This is a genomic window from Rhizobium sp. AN5 (assembly GCF_900215255.1).
GTDB classification, from domain to species: domain Bacteria; phylum Pseudomonadota; class Alphaproteobacteria; order Rhizobiales; family Rhizobiaceae; genus Agrobacterium; species Agrobacterium tumefaciens.
The window spans coordinates 1,128,430-1,148,400 of record NZ_OCMJ01000003.1; the positions used below are offsets into that span (position 1 = coordinate 1,128,430).

General features: G+C 59.6%; 17 protein-coding genes. 3 read left to right on the forward strand and 14 right to left on the reverse strand.

Features of this window, described 5'->3' with window-relative positions; translation table 11 throughout:
* Positions 1-51: 51 nt before the first annotated feature.
* Complete coding sequence (locus tag CRP02_RS08610; protein ID WP_097170821.1) at positions 52-1,281, reverse strand: PQQ-dependent sugar dehydrogenase; 1,230 nt, start codon at positions 1,279-1,281, stop codon at positions 52-54.
* Positions 1,282-1,468: 187 nt separating this feature from the next.
* Here CRP02_RS08610 and CRP02_RS08615 point away from each other — a divergent pair, with 187 nt between their 5' ends.
* Positions 1,469-1,654: a hypothetical protein gene (locus CRP02_RS08615; protein ID WP_097170822.1), complete on the forward strand. Its 186-nt coding sequence runs from the start codon at positions 1,469-1,471 to the stop codon at positions 1,652-1,654.
* Here CRP02_RS08615 and CRP02_RS08620 read toward each other — a convergent pair whose 3' ends face one another.
* From CRP02_RS08620 to CRP02_RS08630, 3 genes are read right to left on the reverse strand one after another with little or no spacing between them, the layout of a single operon-like run.
* Positions 1,655-2,281 (reverse strand): class I SAM-dependent methyltransferase, encoded by a 627-nt coding sequence (locus tag CRP02_RS08620; RefSeq protein WP_097170823.1) that lies wholly within the window; start codon positions 2,279-2,281, stop codon positions 1,655-1,657.
* Between the two features lie 8 nt (positions 2,282-2,289).
* On the reverse strand, positions 2,290-2,958 hold the full coding sequence (locus CRP02_RS08625; RefSeq protein WP_097170824.1) for a pseudouridine synthase: 669 nt from the start codon (positions 2,956-2,958) through the stop codon (positions 2,290-2,292).
* Between the two features lie 55 nt (positions 2,959-3,013).
* Positions 3,014-3,601, reverse strand: a complete 588-nt coding sequence (locus tag CRP02_RS08630; protein WP_097170825.1) for an IMPACT family protein — start codon at positions 3,599-3,601, stop codon at positions 3,014-3,016.
* Between the two features lie 66 nt (positions 3,602-3,667).
* On the opposite strand from CRP02_RS08630, the gene CRP02_RS08635 reads away from it, so the two are divergent.
* Complete coding sequence (locus tag CRP02_RS08635) at positions 3,668-4,897, forward strand: TIGR03862 family flavoprotein (protein ID WP_097170826.1); 1,230 nt, start codon at positions 3,668-3,670, stop codon at positions 4,895-4,897.
* Here CRP02_RS08635 and CRP02_RS08640 read toward each other — a convergent pair.
* From CRP02_RS08640 to CRP02_RS08650, 3 genes are all read right to left on the reverse strand, one after another.
* Entirely contained in the window at positions 4,894-5,949 is a 1,056-nt protein-coding gene (locus CRP02_RS08640) for a quaternary amine ABC transporter ATP-binding protein (RefSeq protein WP_097099740.1), read from the reverse strand. The two genes, CRP02_RS08635 and CRP02_RS08640, sit on opposite strands and share 4 nt — an antisense overlap.
* Positions 5,942-6,829, reverse strand: a complete 888-nt coding sequence (locus CRP02_RS08645) for an ABC transporter permease (protein WP_097170827.1) — start codon at positions 6,827-6,829, stop codon at positions 5,942-5,944. Before CRP02_RS08645 ends, CRP02_RS08640 begins: the two co-directional genes overlap by 8 nt.
* A gap of 122 nt (positions 6,830-6,951) precedes the next feature.
* A complete protein-coding gene (locus tag CRP02_RS08650) occupies positions 6,952-7,950 on the reverse strand; it encodes an ABC transporter substrate-binding protein (protein ID WP_004431723.1) in 999 nt (332 codons plus the stop codon).
* Positions 7,951-8,267: 317 nt separating this feature from the next.
* Between CRP02_RS08650 and CRP02_RS08655 the strand changes: the two genes are divergently transcribed.
* Positions 8,268-11,243: a PAS domain-containing protein gene (locus CRP02_RS08655; protein WP_097170828.1), complete on the forward strand. Its 2,976-nt coding sequence runs from the start codon at positions 8,268-8,270 to the stop codon at positions 11,241-11,243.
* Between the two features lie 18 nt (positions 11,244-11,261).
* On the opposite strand, the gene CRP02_RS08660 is transcribed toward CRP02_RS08655, so the two are convergent.
* The 7 genes from CRP02_RS08660 to CRP02_RS08690 all read right to left on the reverse strand — a co-directional run bounded on the left by CRP02_RS08660 (position 11,262) and on the right by CRP02_RS08690 (position 19,916).
* The gene (locus tag CRP02_RS08660; protein ID WP_097171301.1) at positions 11,262-12,206 is read right to left on the reverse strand and encodes a 2-hydroxyacid dehydrogenase; all 945 of its coding nucleotides are present in this window, start codon (positions 12,204-12,206) and stop codon (positions 11,262-11,264) included.
* A 133-nt stretch (positions 12,207-12,339) separates the two neighbouring features.
* Positions 12,340-14,688 carry a polysaccharide biosynthesis tyrosine autokinase gene (locus tag CRP02_RS08665; protein ID WP_179783968.1) on the reverse strand — a complete coding sequence of 783 codons (2,349 nt, stop codon included), beginning with the start codon at positions 14,686-14,688 and terminating at the stop codon, positions 12,340-12,342.
* Positions 14,689-14,795: 107 nt separating this feature from the next.
* Positions 14,796-15,701: a UTP--glucose-1-phosphate uridylyltransferase gene (locus tag CRP02_RS08670; RefSeq protein ID WP_097170829.1), complete on the reverse strand. Its 906-nt coding sequence runs from the start codon at positions 15,699-15,701 to the stop codon at positions 14,796-14,798.
* Positions 15,702-15,782: 81 nt separating this feature from the next.
* Entirely contained in the window at positions 15,783-16,778 is a 996-nt protein-coding gene (locus tag CRP02_RS08675; RefSeq protein WP_065658720.1) for a glycosyltransferase family 2 protein, read from the reverse strand.
* Complete coding sequence (locus tag CRP02_RS08680; protein WP_013762054.1) at positions 16,778-17,722, reverse strand: glycosyltransferase family 2 protein; 945 nt, start codon at positions 17,720-17,722, stop codon at positions 16,778-16,780. The genes CRP02_RS08675 and CRP02_RS08680 overlap by 1 nt, the downstream gene beginning before the upstream one ends.
* On the reverse strand, positions 17,719-18,717 hold the full coding sequence (locus CRP02_RS08685; protein WP_097099733.1) for a glycosyltransferase family 2 protein: 999 nt from the start codon (positions 18,715-18,717) through the stop codon (positions 17,719-17,721). Before CRP02_RS08685 ends, CRP02_RS08680 begins: the two co-directional genes overlap by 4 nt.
* Before the next feature lie 17 nt (positions 18,718-18,734).
* A complete protein-coding gene (locus CRP02_RS08690; RefSeq protein WP_097170830.1) occupies positions 18,735-19,916 on the reverse strand; it encodes a glycosyl transferase family 1 in 1,182 nt (393 codons plus the stop codon).
* Between the last annotated feature and the right edge of the window lie 55 nt (positions 19,917-19,971).

The window sequence follows — 19,971 nt, forward strand, 5'->3', positions numbered from 1 at the left end:
AAACAGGCCACCTTCGTTCCGGTGGCCTGTCATGTGGATCATCTGTTTTTATCAACCGGCTTTGGCGATCCGCAGGATCTGCGACTCGCCGCCGCCGCGCTCCTCGGTTACGGCATAGACCGCGCCATCCGGCCCGATCTTCACGTCGCGTATGCGCGCTTTGAGCGGCAGCCGGCTTTCGGTCGCGACCTTGTCGCCATCGAGATGCAGGATGACGAGGCCCTGGCTCACCAGTCCGCCGACGATGAAGGCGCCCTTCCATTCGGGAATCTGGTCGCCGTTATAATAGGCCATGCCGGAGGGGCCGATGACCGGGTCCCAATAATAGGCAGGCTGTTCCATGCCCTCTTTGGCGGTCACGCCTTGGCCAACCGCCCCGCCGCTATATTCGATACCGTAGGTTATGACCGGCCAGCCGTAGTTAAGGCCCGCTTTCGGCAAGTTCAGCTCATCGCCGCCCCTCGGTCCGTGTTCCACGGTCCAGAGCCTGCCTTCTCCGTCCAGTGCTGCCGCCTGCAAGTTGCGGTGGCCATAGCTCCATATTTCGGGAAGAGCGTTCTGCTGACCCGCGAAGGGATTGCCTTCGAAAGCCTTTCCTTGCGTATCGATACGGAAGACCTTGCCGAGGCCGCTGGACAAATCCTGCGCCTGCACGCGCGGCGTCGCATCGGAACGTTCGCCGACGGTGACGTAAAGCTCGCTATTCGGCCCGAAGACAAGCCGGGAACCGAAATGCTTGTCGCCGTCATAGGTCGGCATCTGGCGGAAAATCACCGAGACATTTTCAAGTTTGGCCGCACCGCCTTCCTCGGTCAGTTTTGCGGAGGCGACCGAGGTGCCATTTCCACCATCGCGCGGTTCGGAGAAGGAGAAGAAGATCGTGCGCGATGTTTCGAAATCCGGCGCGAGCGCTATGTCAAGAAGTCCGCCCTGTCCGGCAGATGCGACTTCCGGTACGCCCGCGATGGCAGGGCTGGCTTTCCCGTCTGCGACGATGTGCATTGCGCCTTCCTTGGCCGCCACGATCATGCGGCCGTCGGGCAGGAATTCCATCGACCAGATATGCGGTAGGCCCTCGGCAATGACGGTTTTTTCGACGTCGGGCTGGGTGGCGGCCTGCGGCGCACGGGTCTGACCCTCGAAAGCCGGTTTCTGATCCGGCGCATTGGGCCGTTTCGTCTCGGCTGCCGGGGCGGTCTGTGCGTGGGCGGCGCCGGCAAGTGGTACGGCCAGCAGCGCGAATAGCATCGTCGAACTCAGAAATCGGTTGTTGCGGAACATGGGTCTCCCTTCCTTTGTCTGCATCGGGCAGAGAACCATTTGGGGAGGAATTCGTTTCTTGCGATAGTTTCAAGAAAACTTGATGAGGCCGTGACGGGCAGCATCCTCTTTTTTCATCCATGTGAACTTACAGGGAACCGCAAGCCCGCGCCTACGTTTTCACCCTGGTTACACGGAGGGCGCCGCCATGCAGATCATCGACAACAAGAACATAGACGGGAACAGAGCCAAGCCAATTCTCAATGTTGCGGAGTTTTGCCGCCGTTACCGGCTGGACAAGGTTGAGGAAACACGGTTGAGAAGGCTGTTCGGAGAATTCGCATCCCGGCACGAGCTTTTGATGAACGCGCAGCGCAAGCCGAACTTCCGCTGATCATTCCCCCGGATCGAGAGATTTTCCGAAAATCATGAAAACATCATACCGGGTGTTCTTGCCCGTTATCTGGTGGGACGGCTTGCGTATGCCGGGCATCGGTTCGGCGCGCAGAGGCCATTTTAGAACCACCCGCTTCGTCGCATGTTCAAGCGCCGCCTCCATCAGCTCTACCTGATCGGGATCGGAACCAACCAGTTCCCGCAGCACCCGCATTTCCTTTTTCACCAGCGCCGTATTGTGACGCGGCGGATGCATTGGGTCGACGATCACCACCTCCGGCGAAAGTTCTTTCAGCAGAAGCCGGGAATCGCCCTGCAGCAGCGTCATGCGGGAGGCAGCCTCGGCATAGGCTCCACCCGCCTCCAATGCGCGGCGAATGCCGTCAGCAAGGTGCGCGTGCATACCGGGTGAACGCTCTATCAGTGTGACGTCCGCGCCGAGAGATGCGAGCAGAAAGGCATCGCGCCCGAGCCCTGCCGTTGCATCGACGATTTTTGGCGTGCGGCCTTTGGTGAAGCCAGCGGCTTTCGGCAGAGCCTGTCCGCGCCCCTCGCCGGAGCGGAAACGGTGACCGACCGCACCGCCAACAAAATCCACCACGAAGCTTTCGTCTTGTTCTTTCATCGCAGGCCTCAGAAGGGGCAGGGCACGGTATAGGTGACGTCGCGGCCATCCGGGTGACGAAAGCCCACCGCCTCGGCATGCAGCATAAGACGCGGCGCGGCGGCGAGCGCTTCACCTTCTGCATAAAATTCATCGCCAAGGATAGGGTGGCCGAGAGCCTTCATATGCACCCGCAGTTGATGGGTGCGGCCGGTGAGAGGGGCAAGTGCGAGCCTCGTAGCGGGAAGCGGCAATCTTTCCAGCACGCGCCAAAGGCTTTGCGCCGGCTTGCCATGGTCGTGGTCCACCCGGTGGCGGGGCTTGTTTTCGGGGTCGATCGCGAGTGGCAGGTCCACCTTGCCCTCTTCACCCTCGACTTCACCCCAGACGACGGCGACATAGGATTTGCGGGTCTGGCGGTTCTCGAACTGGGCGGCGACGGCCGCGTGCGCCTTGCGGTTCAGGGACATCAACACGATGCCTGATGTATCCTTGTCCAGCCGGTTGATCATCAGTGCTTTTGGAAACTGTTTCTGCACGCGCGTCAAAAGACTGTCGGAGAGCGCGGGATCGCGTCCCGGCACCGAAAGAAGTCCGCTCGGCTTGTCCAGCACCAGTAGGTCGTCATCCCGGTGCACGATGGTGAGCCACGGTTCGAGCGGCGGATTATAGACGGGGTTGGATAGCGCAAGTGACATTGCGCTTCCTTAGCACAAATCGGGCATGGGGCCAGATGCCTGCTCCGCAATATGATTAGTCGGGAATATGAAGATTGACGCGACCACTGGTCAGATCGCTGATGAGCCGTGTCATACGCTCGGCTTCCTCTACGGGAACCGAAAGCTGCATATCCGCGCCTGTGCCGGTGAAATCCTCTTTCTCCACACGCAGGTTCTGCGTGGCGGCGAGGCGCGATTTTACCAGAGCCAGATCTGAAAACGGGCAACTCAAGGTCGCGCTGACATAGGCGATGACCGGTGACGTCTCGCCAAGCCGAAGGCAGGCCGCCGCCGTGCCGCCATAGGCGCGGATGAGGCCGCCGCTGCCGAGCAGAATGCCGCCGAACCAGCGGATGACGAGGACCGCGACATTGTCCAGCGCCTGGCCGTCGATAGCCTGAAGGATTGGCTTTCCCGCCGTGCCGGAAGGCTCGCCGTCGTCACTGAAACGATAGGTCTGGCCGGTTCGCCATGCCCAGCAATTGTGGTTTGCATCGAAGTCAGAATGCGCCGCAAGGAAGCTTTTCGCATCCTCCTCGCCAGTGACAGGTGCTGCAAAGGCAACGAAGCGGCTTTTCTTGATATCCTGCGAAAAGGTGACGGGTCGGTCGAGCGTGAACATGCGCGTTTCAATATCGCATATATTCGCGCGCGGAAATCGGTATAAGGCCACAATGGCTAAGATGCGATGGAGCGAGTTTTGAAGAAGGCAAGGCAGGTCGCAATTGTCGGCGGCGGGCCGGCGGGCCTGATGGCGGCCGAAATGCTGTCTGCGGCGGGCCATGCCGTGACGGTATTCGAAGCGATGCCGACCGTCGCGCGCAAATTGCTGATGGCCGGCAAATCCGGTCTCAACATCACCCATGCCGAAGACTACGGCAATTTCCTCCACCGTTTTGGCGATGCGGAGCAAAAGCTGCGCGCCGCCCTCGATGATTTCACGCCCGGCATGCTGCGTCACTGGGCGCAAGGTCTGGGGCAGGAGACCTTCGTCGGCACGTCGGGCCGGGTGTTTCCGACGGTCATGAAGGCCTCGCCGCTGTTGCGGGCATGGCTTGCCCGGCTGGAGGCGCACGGCGTTATCATCAAGACGCGGCATCGCTGGATGGGTTTTTCCGCAGACGGGCTGGTTTTCGCGACACCGGAGGGGGATGTCTTCATGAAGGCCGACGCCGTTCTTCTGGCGCTCGGCGGCGCAAGCTGGCCGCGTCTGGGTTCGGATGCCGCATGGGTGCCGGCACTCGCGGCTGAAGGCGTGGAGCTTAACCCTTTCCGCCCCGCCAATTGCGGCTTTGATGTCGATTGGAGCGATGTCTTCCGGCAGCGTTTTGCCGGTGAGGCGTTGAAATCCGTCACCACCATTTCCCCGGCCGGAGCGTTTCAGGGCGAGTTCGTGGTGACGCAGCACGGCATTGAGGGCAGCGTCATCTATGCCCACTCCGCCGCACTTCGCGACCAGCTGGAACACACGGGGAAGGCGATACTCGCCCTCGATCTGGCGCCGGGACGCACCGTGGAGCGCCTTGGCCGGGATCTGGCAAAGCTTGGCCGCAAGGAGAGTTTTGCAAACCGGTTGCGGAAGGCCGTGGGCCTCTCCGCCGTCAAGGTCGGACTTCTGCGTGAAATCTTTCACGATATCTCGGCGATGCCGGATGATCTGGTCGCTGCAAGAATCAAACATGCGGAGATACCGCTTGCACGGACGAGACCGATTGCCGAGGCGATTTCATCGGCTGGGGGCGTTGACTGGCAAGGTATCGATGAGAACTACATGCTGAAAAAACTCCCCGGCATTTTTGCTGCCGGGGAAATGCTGGACTGGGAGGCGCCGACCGGCGGTTATCTGCTGACCGCCTGTTTTGCCACCGGCAAGGCGGCCGCCAGGGGTATGACCAAATGGCTAGACGGCTTGGCCTAACCGGCCTCGGCCAATTTTTTTTCCGCACTTGGCGTGGTCCTGACGAGGCAGCGCATGATGGCATCTGTGGTGACGGAGCCGAGTGACTTGCCGTTTTCGCCGATGATGACGGCACTGCCGACATCCTCCCTGACGAGCGCGCGCAAGCCTTCCTCGACGGTCATGTCCGCATCGAGCTGAAGACGCGACTGGCCGGTAAACTCCGGCTGGACGATGGCGCCGAGACGAATGACCCGGCCCCGATTGACCTCTTCCACGAAGGCTTCGATATAGCTGTCTGCCGGGCTCATGACGATTTCGGCTGCCGTACCCTGCTGGATGATCTCGCCGTCGCGCAGAATGGCGATCTTGTCTCCCAGCCGAAGGGCCTCATCCAGATCGTGGGTGATGAAGACGACGGTCTTCTTCAGCTCTTTCTGCAACTCGAGCAGTACCGTCTGCATGTCGACGCGGATGAGTGGATCAAGCGCAGAATAGGCCTCATCCATCAGCAGGATTTCGGCGTTGTTGGTCAGCGCGCGGGCGAGACCCACGCGCTGCTGCATGCCACCTGAAAGCTGGTTCGGATAATGGCTCGAAAAGCCTTCCAGCCCCACCCGCTTGATCCAGATGTCTGCTTTTTCTTCCCGCTCGCCCTTGTCGACGCCCTGCACCTCAAGGCCATAGACGACGTTTTGCAGCACGTTGCGGTGCGGCAGCAGGCCGAATTTCTGGAATACCATCGCCGTCTTGTGGCGGCGGAATTCCAGAAGTTCCGCTTCGTTGAGGCGACAGACATCCGTTCCGCCATAAAGGATTTCTCCCGCTGTCGGGTCGATCAGGCGGTTGACGTGGCGGATCAGCGTCGATTTTCCCGAGCCGGAAAGGCCCATGATCACGGTGATCTGCCCGCCCGGCATGGTGATGTTGATGTCGCTGAGGCCGAGCACGTGGCCGTGCTTGGCGTTCAGTTCCGCCTTGGACATGCCACCCTTCACGGCGTCGATGTAATTCTCCGCCTTGGGGCCGAAAATCTTGTAAAGGCTGCGAATTTCGATCGATTGACTAGCCATGCGCCACTTCCCGGTGTTTTTGCAGGCGAAGGCCGTAGGCCTGGCTGATGCGGTCGAAGATGATGGCGATGCCGACGATTGCCAGGCCGTTGAACACACCGAGCGTGAAATACTGGTTGGCGATAGCCTTCAGAACCGGCTGGCCAAGGCCCTGAACACCGATCATGGAGGCGATGACGACCATGGCGAGCGCCATCATGATTGTCTGGTTGATGCCCGCCATGATGGTGGGGAGTGCAAGCGGCAGCTGCACCTTGAAAAGCTTCTGGCGCTTCGAGGAACCGTAGGCGTCTGCCGCTTCCAGCACGTCCCGGTCAACCATGCGGATGCCGAGATTGGTAAGCCGGATCATCGGCGGAATGGCGTAGATCACCACGGCGATGACGCCCGGGACCCGGCCGATGCCGAGCAGCATGACGACGGGAATGAGATAGACGAAACTCGGCATCGTCTGCATGACGTCGAGAATGGGGTTTACGATACTCTGCAGGCGGTTGGACCGCGCCATGGCGATGCCAATCGGCAAACCGATCACGATGGAGAGCACGGCGCAGACGAAGATCATCGAGATCGTCTTCATCGTGTCTTCCCACATGCCGAACCAGCCGATGGCAAAGAGAATACCGCAACATAGTGCAACAATGGTGGCGCTGCGGCTGGCAAACCAGGCGAGTACGCCGACAATAAGAATAACGACCGGCCAGGGGGTGCCGATCAAAAGCCTTTCCGCCCAGATGAGGAAGCTCTGGAGCGGTGTGAACAGCCCCTCTATCGTGCCGCCATAGGCTCTGGTGAAACCCCGAAACCCCTCGTCGATCACTTTCTTCAGCGCACGCAGGGCATCGTCATTCATGGTCGGAAATTTGAAAAGCCAATCCATATCCTGTTCTCCACGACGAACCGGGGCCGGCGGGCAATATCCGCCGCGCTCCGGAACTTAAAAACGGCCGGGCGCCGCCATTGGCGGGCCAAGCTGTCGACCACATATGTCGTGCCGCCCTTTTAGAGGGCAGCCTTGACCTTTTGCGCGACGTCGGGAGAAACCCAGCCCGTCCACAGAGCCTCGTTTTCCTTCAGGAAGTGCTTTGCGCCATCTTCGCCGGTTGCCTGATTGTCGGTCATCCAGGCGATCAGCTTGTTGACGGTGTCGTTGGTCCAGGCGCGTTTGTTCAGATAGTCCATGGCCGGGCCGGCACGGTCGGCAAAGGTCTTGCTGACCAGCGTCTGCACGTCGTCAACCTGCCATGCATTGGGCTTCGGGTCCGCGCAATCGGCAACCGAGGTGCAGCGCTTCCATTCGGCAGAGTCATATTCCGTGCCGAAGCCGAGCTTCACCATCTCATATTTGCCGAGCAGCGAGGTCGGAGCCCAGTAATAGCCTACCCACGGCTGTTTCGCTTCGTAAGCCTTGGCGACCGAGCCGTCGAGACCTGCGGCAGAACCGGTGTCCACGAGGGTGAAGCCGGCCTTTTCACCACCAAAAGCCTTGAAGAGCTGGGCGGTGACGACGGTGCCGCCCCAGCCCTGCGGGCCGTTGAAGACGGCGCCTTTTGCCTTGTCTTCAGGCGAGGGGAAAAGCTCGGGATGTTTGAAGAGATCAGGAATGGTCTTGAGATCGGGGTTTGCATCGGCGACATATTTCGGGATCCACCATCCCTGCACAGCGCCGTCCGACAGGATCTTGGCGGCCGCCACGACCTTGCCGCCCTCAAGTCCCTGTTTGACGATTTCCGGCTGCAGGCTGACCCAGGCCTCCGGCGCGATATCAGGCTGGCCCTTTTCGGCCATGGAGGTCAATGTCGGTACGGTATCGCCTGTGACGATCTCAGCGCTGCAACCGTAACCCTTTTCCAGAATGATCTTGTCGAGATTGGCGGCGACTTCAGCGGATTGCCAGTTCATGCTGGCGATCGTGACGTTTCCACAGTCCGCAGCAAAGGCTGCACCGCCTGTAAGGGCGAAGCCGGCGGAAAGAATTGTGGCACCCAAAAGTATTTTCATTTTTGTTCCCTCTGGTCGCGGTGTGCGAAGACCCGGGCGCCGACGGCACCGCGACCGCCAGCACCCGCATTGAGCGTTAATAATTACTTTGTTGCCGTTCCGTTTGCGGCAGTTTTTGGCGTATTGAGGATGGCAATCGTCAATCAATCATCACGCTTGTGGCGTGCTTCTGCGAAATTTGCGGCGTGCGCATGCCCCAGTCTTGCCGACCGCGCTTCTGAAAAGCCGGGAACAACAAGCAGAAGTTTCTGTTTTCTTGGACATTTATTCCGTTCTGTACTACGGAAAATTTCGTCTCTTTTTTGTGGTGATATTGAATGACCAATCTTCGTGCTGCCCCGGTATGGCCGATCGGTGGCGGTGAAACGGGTGAGCTTGTGCGCGGCTTCGACTGGTCGAAGACATCGCTCGGTCCGATTAGCGACTGGCCGCAGAATTTGAGGCAGAAGGCCAATTCCGTCGTCAACTCTCCCATTCCGCAGGTGCTGATGTGGGGTGCGGATCATGTGATGATCTACAATGACGGCTATGCGGAAATTGCCGGCAATTATCACCCGCGGGCGCTGGGCGGAACGGTGCCAGGTATCTGGCCCGAGATCTGGGACTGGAACAGCCGCATTCTGGAGGCTGGCTTTCGTGGCGAGGTCATGGCTTATCGCGACCAGCCGATGACGCTGATGCGGCACGGTCAGCCGGAAGAGGTGATCTTCGATCTGTTCTATACGCCGATCTACAATGATGGCGGCGCGGTGGACGGCGTCCTTTGCACGGTGCTTGAAAACACCGAAAAGGTGAAGGCCGTGGAGGCGCTGGAGCAGAGCCGCAAGGAGCTGAGCCGGCTTACCAATGCCCTGCCGATCCTGGTGGGATATGTCGATCGCGACTATGTCTATAAATTCGCCAATGACGGTTATCTGGAGTGGTTCGGGCGCAGCGCCGAGGAGGTGATCGGCCGCAGCGTTCCTGAAATTGTTGGAGACGCGTTCTTCAGTTCGCGCAGGGCCTATCTCGATCGTGCGCTCGGCGGCGAAAAGATCGTTTCGGATACGGTGATCAGCAGACCGGATGGCAGCAAGCGAGCCGCCGAAATCCGTTATGTTCCCCGTTATATCGCCGATGGCTCGGTTGACGGCATTTATGTGCTGATCATCGATATCGAGGACCGGAAACGTTCCGAGCACGAAATTGTGCTTAGCAATAACCGTTTCCGCGCCGCTGTTGATGCGGTCCACGGCGTGCTCTGGACCAACACCGCCGACGGCATGATGCTGGGTGAGCAGCCTGCGTGGGGTGCACTTACCGGGCAGAGCTTCGACGAGTATCAGGGCTTCGGCTGGGTCGAAGCGGTTCATCCCGAAGACAGGGACCATTCGCTGGAAAGCTGGACAAAAGCCGTTTCCGCGCGGGCGACCTATGTTTGGGAGCATCGCGTTCGCCGCCATGACGGCGTCTACCGCACATTTGCGATCCGTGGCGTTCCGATTTTCGACAAATCCGGTGACATTGCGGAATGGGTCGGTGTCCACACGGATATCACCGAACAGCGACTGGCCGAGAACACGCTTAAAGAACATGCCAGCAATCTGGAACGCGAAATTCGCCACCGCATAAGAGCGGAAGAGCAGCTTCGCCAACTGAATGAAGGGCTGGAAGCGCGGGTCGAGACGGAAATCGCCGAGCGCCGACAAACCGAAAGGGCGTTGCAGCAGGCGCAGAAAATGGAATCCATCGGCCAGTTGACCGGTGGCGTCGCGCATGATTTCAACAATCTTCTTCAGGTGATCGCGGGCAATCTGCAATTGCTGTCGAAGGACGTAATCGGCAACGAGCGTGCCGAACGGCGGCTGGAGAATGCGCTGGCCGGCGTTCATCGCGGTGCCAAGCTTGCAAGCCAGCTTCTGGCCTTTGGCCGCCGTCAGGCGCTGGAACCGCGCGTTATCAACATCTCTCGCTTCGTTACCGGCATGGACGATCTCCTGCGCCGTTCGCTTGGTGAGGCGATCGAGGTTGAGGTCATCACCTCCGGCGGCCTGTGGAACACCTATGCCGACCCCAACCAGGTGGAAAACGCTCTCCTTAATCTGGCGATCAATGCGCGTGATGCCATGGAAGGGCACGGCAAGCTGACGATCGAGGTCGGCAATGCGGTTCTCGATCGCGATTACGCCCGCAAGCATTCGGAAGTTTCGCCGGGGCAATATGTCATGCTGGCTGTTACCGATACCGGATCGGGCATGTCGCCGGACATTCTGGAAAAGGTGTTCGAGCCGTTCTTTTCGACGAAACCGGAAGGCAAGGGCACCGGTCTCGGCCTTTCGATGGTCTACGGTTTCGCAAAACAGTCCAGCGGCCATGTCAACATCTATAGCGAGGTGGGACAGGGCACGACGGTGAAGATGTATCTGCCGCGTTCCGCCGCTGACGAGGACAGGGAAGTGGTGATACCGACCGGCCCCGTAGAGGGTGGCACGGAAACGATCCTTGTGGTGGAGGATGACGAGGAGGTGCGCAGCACCGTCGTCGAGACACTGAGCGATCTCGGTTACCGCGTACTCACTGCCCGCGATGCGCAGGCCGGTTTGACGGTGGTCGAAAGCGGCATTCCGATTGACGTCATCTTCACCGATGTGGTGATGCCGGGACCTTTGAAAAGCCGGGAAATGGCGCGCCGTGCGCAGGAACGGTTGCCCAATCTCGCCGTTCTCTTCACATCCGGTTATACGGAAAATTCCATCGTGCATGGCGGCAAGCTGGATGCCGGGGTGGAATTGCTCTCCAAGCCTTACACGCGCGAAGCGCTGGCGCGGCGCATCCGCCATGTCATCGCCAATCGCAAGCAGGTTTCTCTCGCCAAGTCGAGGCCGGGATCATCACCGCGTCATTCCAAAACGCCCGAACCGGCGCAGGCTGTCGAAGACGAGACCAGATCGGTCTGCGTGCTTCTGGTCGAGGATGACGAGTTGATCCGGATGAATTCGACCGAGATGCTGGCCGATAACGGCTTTGCCGTCGTCGAGGCCGGAAATGCGGTGCAGGCGCTGAAGGCGATCGAGACGGAAGAGATCGATGTTCTCGTTACCGACATAGGCCTGCCGGACATGAAGGGCGGCGAGCTGGCGGTTGAGGCCTTGCGCCGGAAACCGGGACTTGCCATCGTGTTTGCCACGGGAGACAGCCAACTGCCGAACGGGGCGCCGGAAACCGCCGTGCTTTTGACCAAGCCCTATGACGAACAGCAGATCGTCTCGGCTGTCGAACTGGCCCATACGGCAAAGACGATGGCGGGCGAATAAACCGCCCGCCATCCTGTCTCAATAACCGCGCGTCATATCGACTGTTTCCGGCAGCGTGCCTGTTTCACGCCATGTCCTGACATTGCCTGCCACGATTTTCGCTGAACTTTCCCGGCTTGTCGGCGCGGAAATATGTGGCAGGACGGTCACTTTCGGGTGCTGCCAGAACGCGGAAGCGACAGGCAGCGGCTCCTGTTCGAAGACATCGAGAACCGCATGCGAAAGCTGGCCGGAATCAAGCGCCGCGATCAGGTCATCGGCGACGACGACGGCTCCGCGGGCGAAATTGATGAGTGCGGCTCCCTTTTTCATGGTGCCGAGACGGTCGGCATTCAGAAGGCCGCGCGTCGCATCGGTCAGTGGCACCAGACAGACGAGAATGTCGCTTTTTTCCAGCAAGCCCTCCAGCCCGTCATCGCCCGTCAGCGTTGCCACTCCCTCGATTGCCTTGGCCGAGCGGCTCCAGCCGGAAACGTTGAAGCCTGCATGAAGCAGGCGTTGCGCCGCAGCCGTGCCGAGTGCGCCGAGGCCGAGGAGGCCGATGGTCATCTCGCCCGGATGCCGATAATCGAGTTCCTGCCAGAGGGCTTTTTGCTGGTTTTCGCGATAGGCCGGCATGTCGCGTTGCAGATAATAGGTCCATGCCAGCACGGCTTCCGCCATCACGCGTGAAAGCTCCGGGTCCTTCAGCCGCACGATCGGTGGCGCCTTGTCTCCCAGTTCCAGCACGAGCCGTTCAACACCCGCCCACAGGCTGTGAATCCACGAAAGACCCGGCAAGGCTGCAATGTCGGCTGGATCGGGATTGGCGACGATGGCGAGGTCCACCGCGCGTTTCTGCTCTCCGCTCAATTCGGAAAAGGAGAGGATTTCCTCTTCCGGCATGGCTTCGCGAAGCGCTTGCTTCCAGATGGCCTCCGCTTGCGCATTCATCCGCGAAACAAGGGCAATGGGTGATGGCATGAAACTGGTCCTGCTTGCTGGCGATTGGTTGGTCGCCATCAATGCGTAATTTTGCGGGCAACGCCATAGGCAGGGTAGCAAAATTTGAGCTGCAAAAAACAACGGCCCGGTTTGCACCGGGCCGCTACACCATTCAGGCATTTTCCTTCACCGGCGGTTTGGCGTCGCCGTAGTAAGCCGCGAATGTCTCGTGATAGTGCTCAGAACCACCGGGGCCTGCATAACGCTGCAATTCCGTCATATCGGTCTTGTTGAGCACGATACCCAACGTCTTGTTGGCAATCTGCGGTTCGTTGGCCATCAGGTTCTGCACCATCTGGATCGGCGTCTTGCCCCATTCCGTCACGAAGACGAAACCATCGACCTGCGGTGCGAAGGCTTTCGCGTCGATGACGGGAACGACGGGTGCAAGGTCGACAATGATGTAGTCGCAGGCTTCACGCGCCGATTCGATGAATTTGCGCATGCCGGAGGAGGCGAGAAGCTCGCTTGAATGGGCAAACTGGTTGCTGGTGGAAACCGGCAGGATGCCCATTTTCGTGCGGGTATCGACCTTCACCGCCTGCGTCCACGGTATCTCGTCAAGCACGACCTCCACCAGACCGGCGGATTGCCGCGTTGTCAGCATGCGGCTGAGGCCGGGGTTGCGGATGTCGGCATCCACCACAAGCGTCCGCTTGCCGGTGGAGGCGATCAGACCGGCGAGATTGAGCGCCACGACCGATTTACCCTCGTTCGGCAGGCACGAGATGACGCCGATTACCCGGCACTGGCGTTCCTGGATAACGACATCAGCCGTCAGCTTCACGTTGCGAAGCGTCTCGGCAAAGCTTGAGCGCGGGCTGTCGACGGCAAGGCGCAGCATTTTCTGGAACGAGACCTGACCGTTTTCGTCGAGGGTCGTGCTCTCGCTGCCAGGGGTAGCGGCAGCGGTGCCCGACTTTGCCGTTTCTGCACCCCTTTCCCCGATAAAGGGCAGGTAGCCCAGAAAACGCATGCGCAGATTGTCGCGCACATCGTTGCCGGTGTGGAAAAAGCGATCCCGGAACTCAAGAAGCGCTGCGATGCCGCCGCCCAGCATAAGGCCGAGAATGACGGAAAGCGCCATGGTCATGGTCTTTTTCGGGCTGGACGGAGCTGTCGGCAGACCCGCTTCGGAGATGATGCGGGCCTTGGCGATCGGCAGCGACTGCTTCTGGGATGCTTCTTCGAAGCGGCCGAGGTAGGACTGGTAGAGTGTGCGCAGCGCCGTTGCCCGCTGCTCCAGTTCACGCAATTGCACCATGGTGATATTGGCCTGCGAATTGCGGCCCGCCACGCGGTCGATATTGTCGCGAAGCGATTGCACACGGGAATTGGAGACGTCGTATTCGTTCTTCAGGCTGCCCGTAACCTGCTGCAGTTCCTGGAAGATCTGCCTTGCAATCTCTTTCTTCTCGCTCTCCAGCGCTACCGCCTGAGGGTGGTCGCCGCCGAATTGCTGGACGACGCCCTGCAATCGGTCAGAGATTGTAATGTAGCGCTTGCGAAGGTCCTGAATGACCGAGTTATCGGCATCCCGTGCGGAAACGACTGCATTGTCAACAGCTGCATCCGGTCCCCGGTCGATGATGGACTTGTATTGGCCATAACGTGCAGCAGCCGTCGCGACATCCGCTTGCGCGGCAATCAGCTGGCCATTGAGATCGGCCAACTGGCCTTCCGACATCAGCTCGCCGCGCGAAGAAACGATATTATTGTCCGTCTTGAATTTTTCGACGGCAAGCTGGGCGGCCTGCGCACGCTGGTTCAGGTCGCTCATGCGCTCCTGCAGCCACACGGAAGCACGCTCGCTGGCGTCGAAATTGGCGTTCAGCTGTTCGGTCAGATAGGCCTGCGCATAGGTCTTGGCGATGAGCGCGGCAAGCTGCCGATCCGTCGAACGGGTGGAAATAGCGATGACCGAACTCCGGCCGACACGCTCCACTATCAGCGATTGTTGCAGCACGGCGGCTGCCTTTTCGCGACGTCCGGCGCGGATTGCCGCTTCGGAGGCCGGCGGATCTCCGGGCAGGATGAGATCGACGATACCGCGCACGGAGGATTTCACGAGATCGACCGGCGACAGCGACGGATTGACGATGGTGTCGTTCTCGTCGAGCTTGGCCTTGTCGACCACGGTCAGCGCCATTTCCTTGGATTTCAGAATTTCCACGGCACTGGCGATACGGTTGTCGACGATCTGGGCGGCAGGCACCGGCGATTCCTCTTCCGCGTAACGGGAAAGGCTTTCATCCAGAAGCACCTGAGTCATCGCGGTGTAAACGGGAGTCGCAAGCACCAGATAAAGGCCGGCCAGAACCACAGCGGCGATGACCGAGGCGGCAATGACATTGGCGCGGCGCACCACGGCTGCCCAGAGGCGATCGAGGTCAATAAATGTGTCGGCATCCTTGCCGGGATCCGGAAAACCGATGCTGGATTTAAAGGTCTTGTGGTGCATGGACCTACCTTGTGAATTAAAAATGGTACGCGGGAAGCCGAGCAACGCTCGGCTTCCCGCCCCCCGTTATTGATGTGCCGACCGCCTCCCCGGCAGCACGATTAAAGTCAGGCCGCCTGAACGCGGCTTTCATGGTTTGCGACGAGTTCCTTGACGGAAGCGAGAACCTGCGCCTCCATGTCGGCACGCATCAGCGAGAAAGCGACATTGGCGGCGATGAAGCCCTGCTTGCTGCCGCAGTCGAATGTGCGACCGCTATACTTCTGCGCATGGAAGGCCTGCTTTTCAGCGAGCCGCTTCATGCCGTCAGTCAGCTGGATTTCGTTGCCCGCGCCACGCTCCTGTTTGGCGAGAATGTCGAAGATTTCCGGCTGCAGAATATAACGGCCGTTCAGGTAATAATTCGAGGGCGCCTTGGATGGTTCCGGCTTCTCGACCATTTCGGTGACCGCAAAGCCGTGATTGACCTTCTGGCCGACACCGACGACGCCATAGGATGACACTTCTTCCGGCAGGCATTCTTCAACACCGAGAATATTGCCGCCCACTTCGTCGTAGAGTTCCATCAACCCGGCAATGCAGCCGCGTGCGCCATAGGAAACCATATCAGGCAAAAGCAGCGCGAAAGGCTCCTTGCCCACCAGTTCGCGCGCGCACCAGACCGCGTGGCCGAGGCCGAGCGGCACCTGCTGGCGCGTGTAGCTGACTGTGCCCGCGACCGGCAGCATCTTTTCGAGCTGCAGCACCTGCACCGTCTTGCCGGAGCGGGTGAGCGTGTTGATAAGCTCGGGCGCGCTGTCGAAATAGTCTTCGATGGCGGTCTTGTTGCGGCTGGTTACGAAAATAATGTGCTCGATGCCGGCCTGCATGGCCTCATCGACGGCATATTGCACGACCGGCCGGTCGACGATCGTCAGCATTTCCTTCGGCATCGCCTTGGTGGCGGGCAAAAACCGCGTGCCGTTGCCGGCTACGGGAATGACGGCTTTTCTGACAGTTTTGTTCAGGTCCATCGCGTTCTCCTTCATCAAGGTTTGATCTGTCCCCAGTCCGCTTGCAGATTTTTCGCGCACAGATTTGTCCGCTCACAAATTTTACGAAATCTGCCTTTTCACCCCAGTATTTGCCGCGGGCGCAAACATCGCGTTCCGCAACCTCTTCAGCCGCACGGCAATGGGCATTCTCAAATGGCCCAGTACGGCGGGATCTCTGATCGTTGTCTTCAGCGCGCCGATAATCGAGCGCCGCTTGATGTCTTCCACCAATGTCAGGAAGTTGCGGGCCAGTTGCAGGCTACGGCTTCTCGCCTGCTGCGCATCCATGGCGGCGGGCAACAGCGCGTAGTGGCTCAGAAACTCCTGGTCCGCCCGCATCATTCCTTCGACGTGGTGGATTTCAAGGACGCGCGAGATCGAACCTTCGCGAATATTATAGATGTAGCCCGGTTTCGGCTCGATGACGCAAAGGCCGCCGGCGGCAAGCGCCGAGGCAAGCAGGATGTAATCCTCGCCGATGCGGATATCCTCGCGAAAACGCAATCCCTCACTATTTAGGAAATCGCGCCGGAACATCGGCTTCATGTAGCCGAAGTTGAAGGTGGAGCGGAAAAGGATGTTGGAGGAAATGAAGTCCTCGAGGGTGAGGACGGGTCTTTCCTCCAGAAACTCTTCCGCGAACATCGTTTCCATCGGCCTGCCGTCCGTATAGGCGACATCGAGATTGTCGACTGCGATCACCGCATTGGCCGCATCTGCCCGGCACATCATGCAGGCGGAACGGTCCGGGCGGATGACGTCGTCCGAATCGAGAACGGCGATAAAGCGTCCGGTTGCTGCGTCGATACCGGCATTGCGCGCGCCTCCCGGTCCGAGGTTCTGTTCAAGCGCAAGCAACCGGACACGCGGATCGTTGGCCGCAATGGCCTCGACGAGCGAGATCGTCTCGTCGGCGGAGCGGTCGTCCACGACGATCACCTCCAGCGTCACGCCCTGCTGGTCAAGCGCACTTTGAATGGCGGCTTCGATCGTCTCTGCGGCATTATAGGCGGCAATGACGAAGCTGATATCGGGCTGAGGGTTAAGGTTCTCCATCAGGTTGCCTCCACCGCGCCGTATTGGCGGATTTCGCGCACTCCGAAGGCGCCGCTTACCGAGCCGAGATGCAAGGCGCCGCGCAGGGCATAGCGGTTGCGGCGCACGGCGTTGAAACCGTTCAGCGCGGCAAAGACGGCGCAATAGAGAACTTTCGATCCTGCCTTCAGCACTTGCATCACGCGTCTTGCGCCGGGTTTCTTTTCCGCAAGCACACGGCCATGGGTCTGGCCGGAGCGGAAGCGACGTTTGGCAAGCCACATGAAACGGGCGCGGTTTTCCGGCACCGGCTCGGAGAGCACGGCCTTTTGCGCAAAGACGATGCGACCGCCCGAAGCATGGAGATGCGAGAAGAAATGCGTGTCCTCACCGCCGCTCTGGCCGAGCGCCAGCGCAAAACGCCGGTCCTTCACCGATGGGGCGTCCATCTTGAGAAGCGTGTTGCAGGTGTAGCCGGTGATGATCTCGCCATTGACCCAGACCGGTACGGTCGAGTGAAAATCGCCACGTTTCATCCAGCCCGGGGCATTTTCGCGGTAAACCGCCGTCACGGGGCCAAGAACGACGTCCGCGCCGGTCTCGCCTGCCTTTTCCAGAAGTGCTGCCAGCCAGTGCGGCGGGGCCGTCTCATCATCGTCGATAAAGGCCAGATAGTCCGCCCGGCATTCAGAGAGGCATGCGTTGCGGGCAATCGAAATATTCGATTTCGGGCAATGGACATAGGCGATCTCAAAAGGCGAAGTTTCGCGCAGCCGATCCACACTTGCCTTGGCACTCGGTTCCTCATCATTGTCGGCAACGATCAGGCGAACTGTCACGCCTTCAGGCACTTCCAGCTCGAAGAGTGACAGAAGTGTGGCGACCAGCGCCGGACGTCTGTAGGTACAGATGCCGATATCGACGGTCTTCGAATTGTGTGGTTCGGTGACGATGAGGTCGGTCATGAGACAGCCTTTTTTCCCCGGAATTTCAGGAGTTCCAGCCAGAAGCCGGTGGACCACGCCAGATGCATCACCATTGCGGAAAAGGCGGCGAGCGGGCCGTATGGGTTTTTCTGACCTATTGCCATCCACAAGCCATAACCCACACATGCGGCGATCCAGAGGCCGAGCGGAATAAGTGCTGCCCAATGCACAAGCGACAGCAGGGCAAGCACGAAGACCGGCAGGACAGCCAGCGGAATCATCTGGCGGATCTTCGGGATCGAGCGATGTTTCAGCAGGTTCTTTGCCCGGCCACGGCCATAGGCAAGATATTGCCTGAACAGCGGCATGACGCTGGCGCGCGGATAATAGGTCATGCGGGTCTTGTCGGTCATCCAGATGCGGAAACCGGATTTGCGCAGCCGGAAATCCAGTTCGGCATCCTCGTTGTGGCTGAAGCTTTCATCGTAACCACCGACCGCGTCGAAGGCGGCGATCCGCATCAGCGCGTGGTGGCCATGGTCGATCCAGTGTCCCTTGGCACCTTCGCGGTGCTTGGAGCCGCCATTGCCGAGTTTGGAATTTTGCGCAATCGCCGTCGCCTTCTGGAACAGGCCGTGCCCGACCGTATCCATGGCGACCACGACGGAATCCGCGCCGGTGCGATCCGCGTCCTCGATCAGCCGCTGGCAATAATCATCGGGATAATCGCCATGGGCGTCGATGCGAATGAGGTAGTCGAAATCCTCGCCGAAAGTGGAAACGGCCAGGTTTATGCCGGCGCTCTGGATGCGCTTGGGATTGGGAAGGAGTGTAACGCGGTCATCCGTTGCGGCGAAGGCGGAAACGATGTCGCGCGTGCCGTCCGTGCTGCCGCCATCGGCAACAACGATGCGGAAAATACGTCCATCCATCGCGCCGGTGAATTTTCGCAGCAAAGCCTCGATCGTCTTTGCCTCGTTGAGGCAGGGAATGACGATTAGAGTTCTGATGCCGGAATGACCAAGACCTTCCATGATTTGCCCCCTACGCACTACACGGGTGAAAACGCAGCTTCACGGGCATGGCCGGAAGCGGATTTTGTAAGAGAGGACAATTGCTGGACCAGCTGACGGCAATCGTCGCGGTCGGTCAGCCATTGTTTCTTATCGAGTGCTGAGAGGGCGCCGAAGGCGTCCGTATAGGCTTGTGGAGTCATACTGTTGAAAAGAGCGGCCAGATCATCTGCGCCGGCATTTTGCAGACCAAAACCGATATTGCGCTTTTCGATGAAACGAGCCGTTTCCGTGCCGGCAAGAGCAATCGGCAGAGTGCCGTAAAGGCATCCCTCATAGAGCCGGTTGGGCAGCAGCCAGCTTGAATTCTGGCCTTCCTCGAAGAAGTCGATCGCCCATGTGAACTGCACTTCATTATAGATGGTGGCCAGATCTTCAGGGTTTTTGTAGGCCCCGTGGAAATGCACATGCGGCGCGGCAGCCACGAAACCATCGAAATCCGCAAATTCCGAATAGGCTGGCCGGCCGCGCAGGATGATTTCGACCTTGCCATCCATGCGCTTTGCAAAATCGGCGAGGATTTCGAGCGATTTGCGGCAGCGAAGCGCCCCAAACCAGCCGATTTTCCACGGTTCGCCAGGGGCAGGTGGGCGCGGTTGTGGGGTGGCTGCTGCAGCGGCATCAAGCGCCAGCACCCTGTTTTCCTGCAACAGCACGGGAAGGTTCAGGCCGGAAACGGGTTTGAAATAATGCTCGACGAAAGCCGGAGAACTCGTCACCAGCAGCTTGGCATCCCGGGCGAAATAGCGCTGGGCCGCATTGAGAAGCTGCCCCGGTTTGCCCTCATTGAGAAGCAGGCGGTGAATGTCGAGACATTCGTAAACCAGTGCCGGCTGGCGGTCGTAAAGCGACATGGCCCGTTTTGCGAGAGCCAGCATTTCCAGGTTTCTGGCAAGAATGACGTCGGGCGTGGAGATGCCGCGTAATGTTTTGCCGAGCGAGAGGCTGGCTTTGGCGACGGCTGCCATGCGCTGAAGAAACTGCCCATCGGCGGTTTCTCCGAGAATGACCGGCACCACGCCCTCGATCTCTGCAAGCCGGTTCTGTCCGCGCCGGAAGCCCGCCAGCGTGACCCGCGCGCCGCCCGCAAGCAAGGTCAGTACCCGCCGGCGAATGGCGGGGTCCGACAGATCATGCGCGAGATAAAGAACATGGATCATGCATGGGTTCCGGTTGGTTTCTTGCGTCAAGGACGCCGAGGCTCAGGTTTAAAAA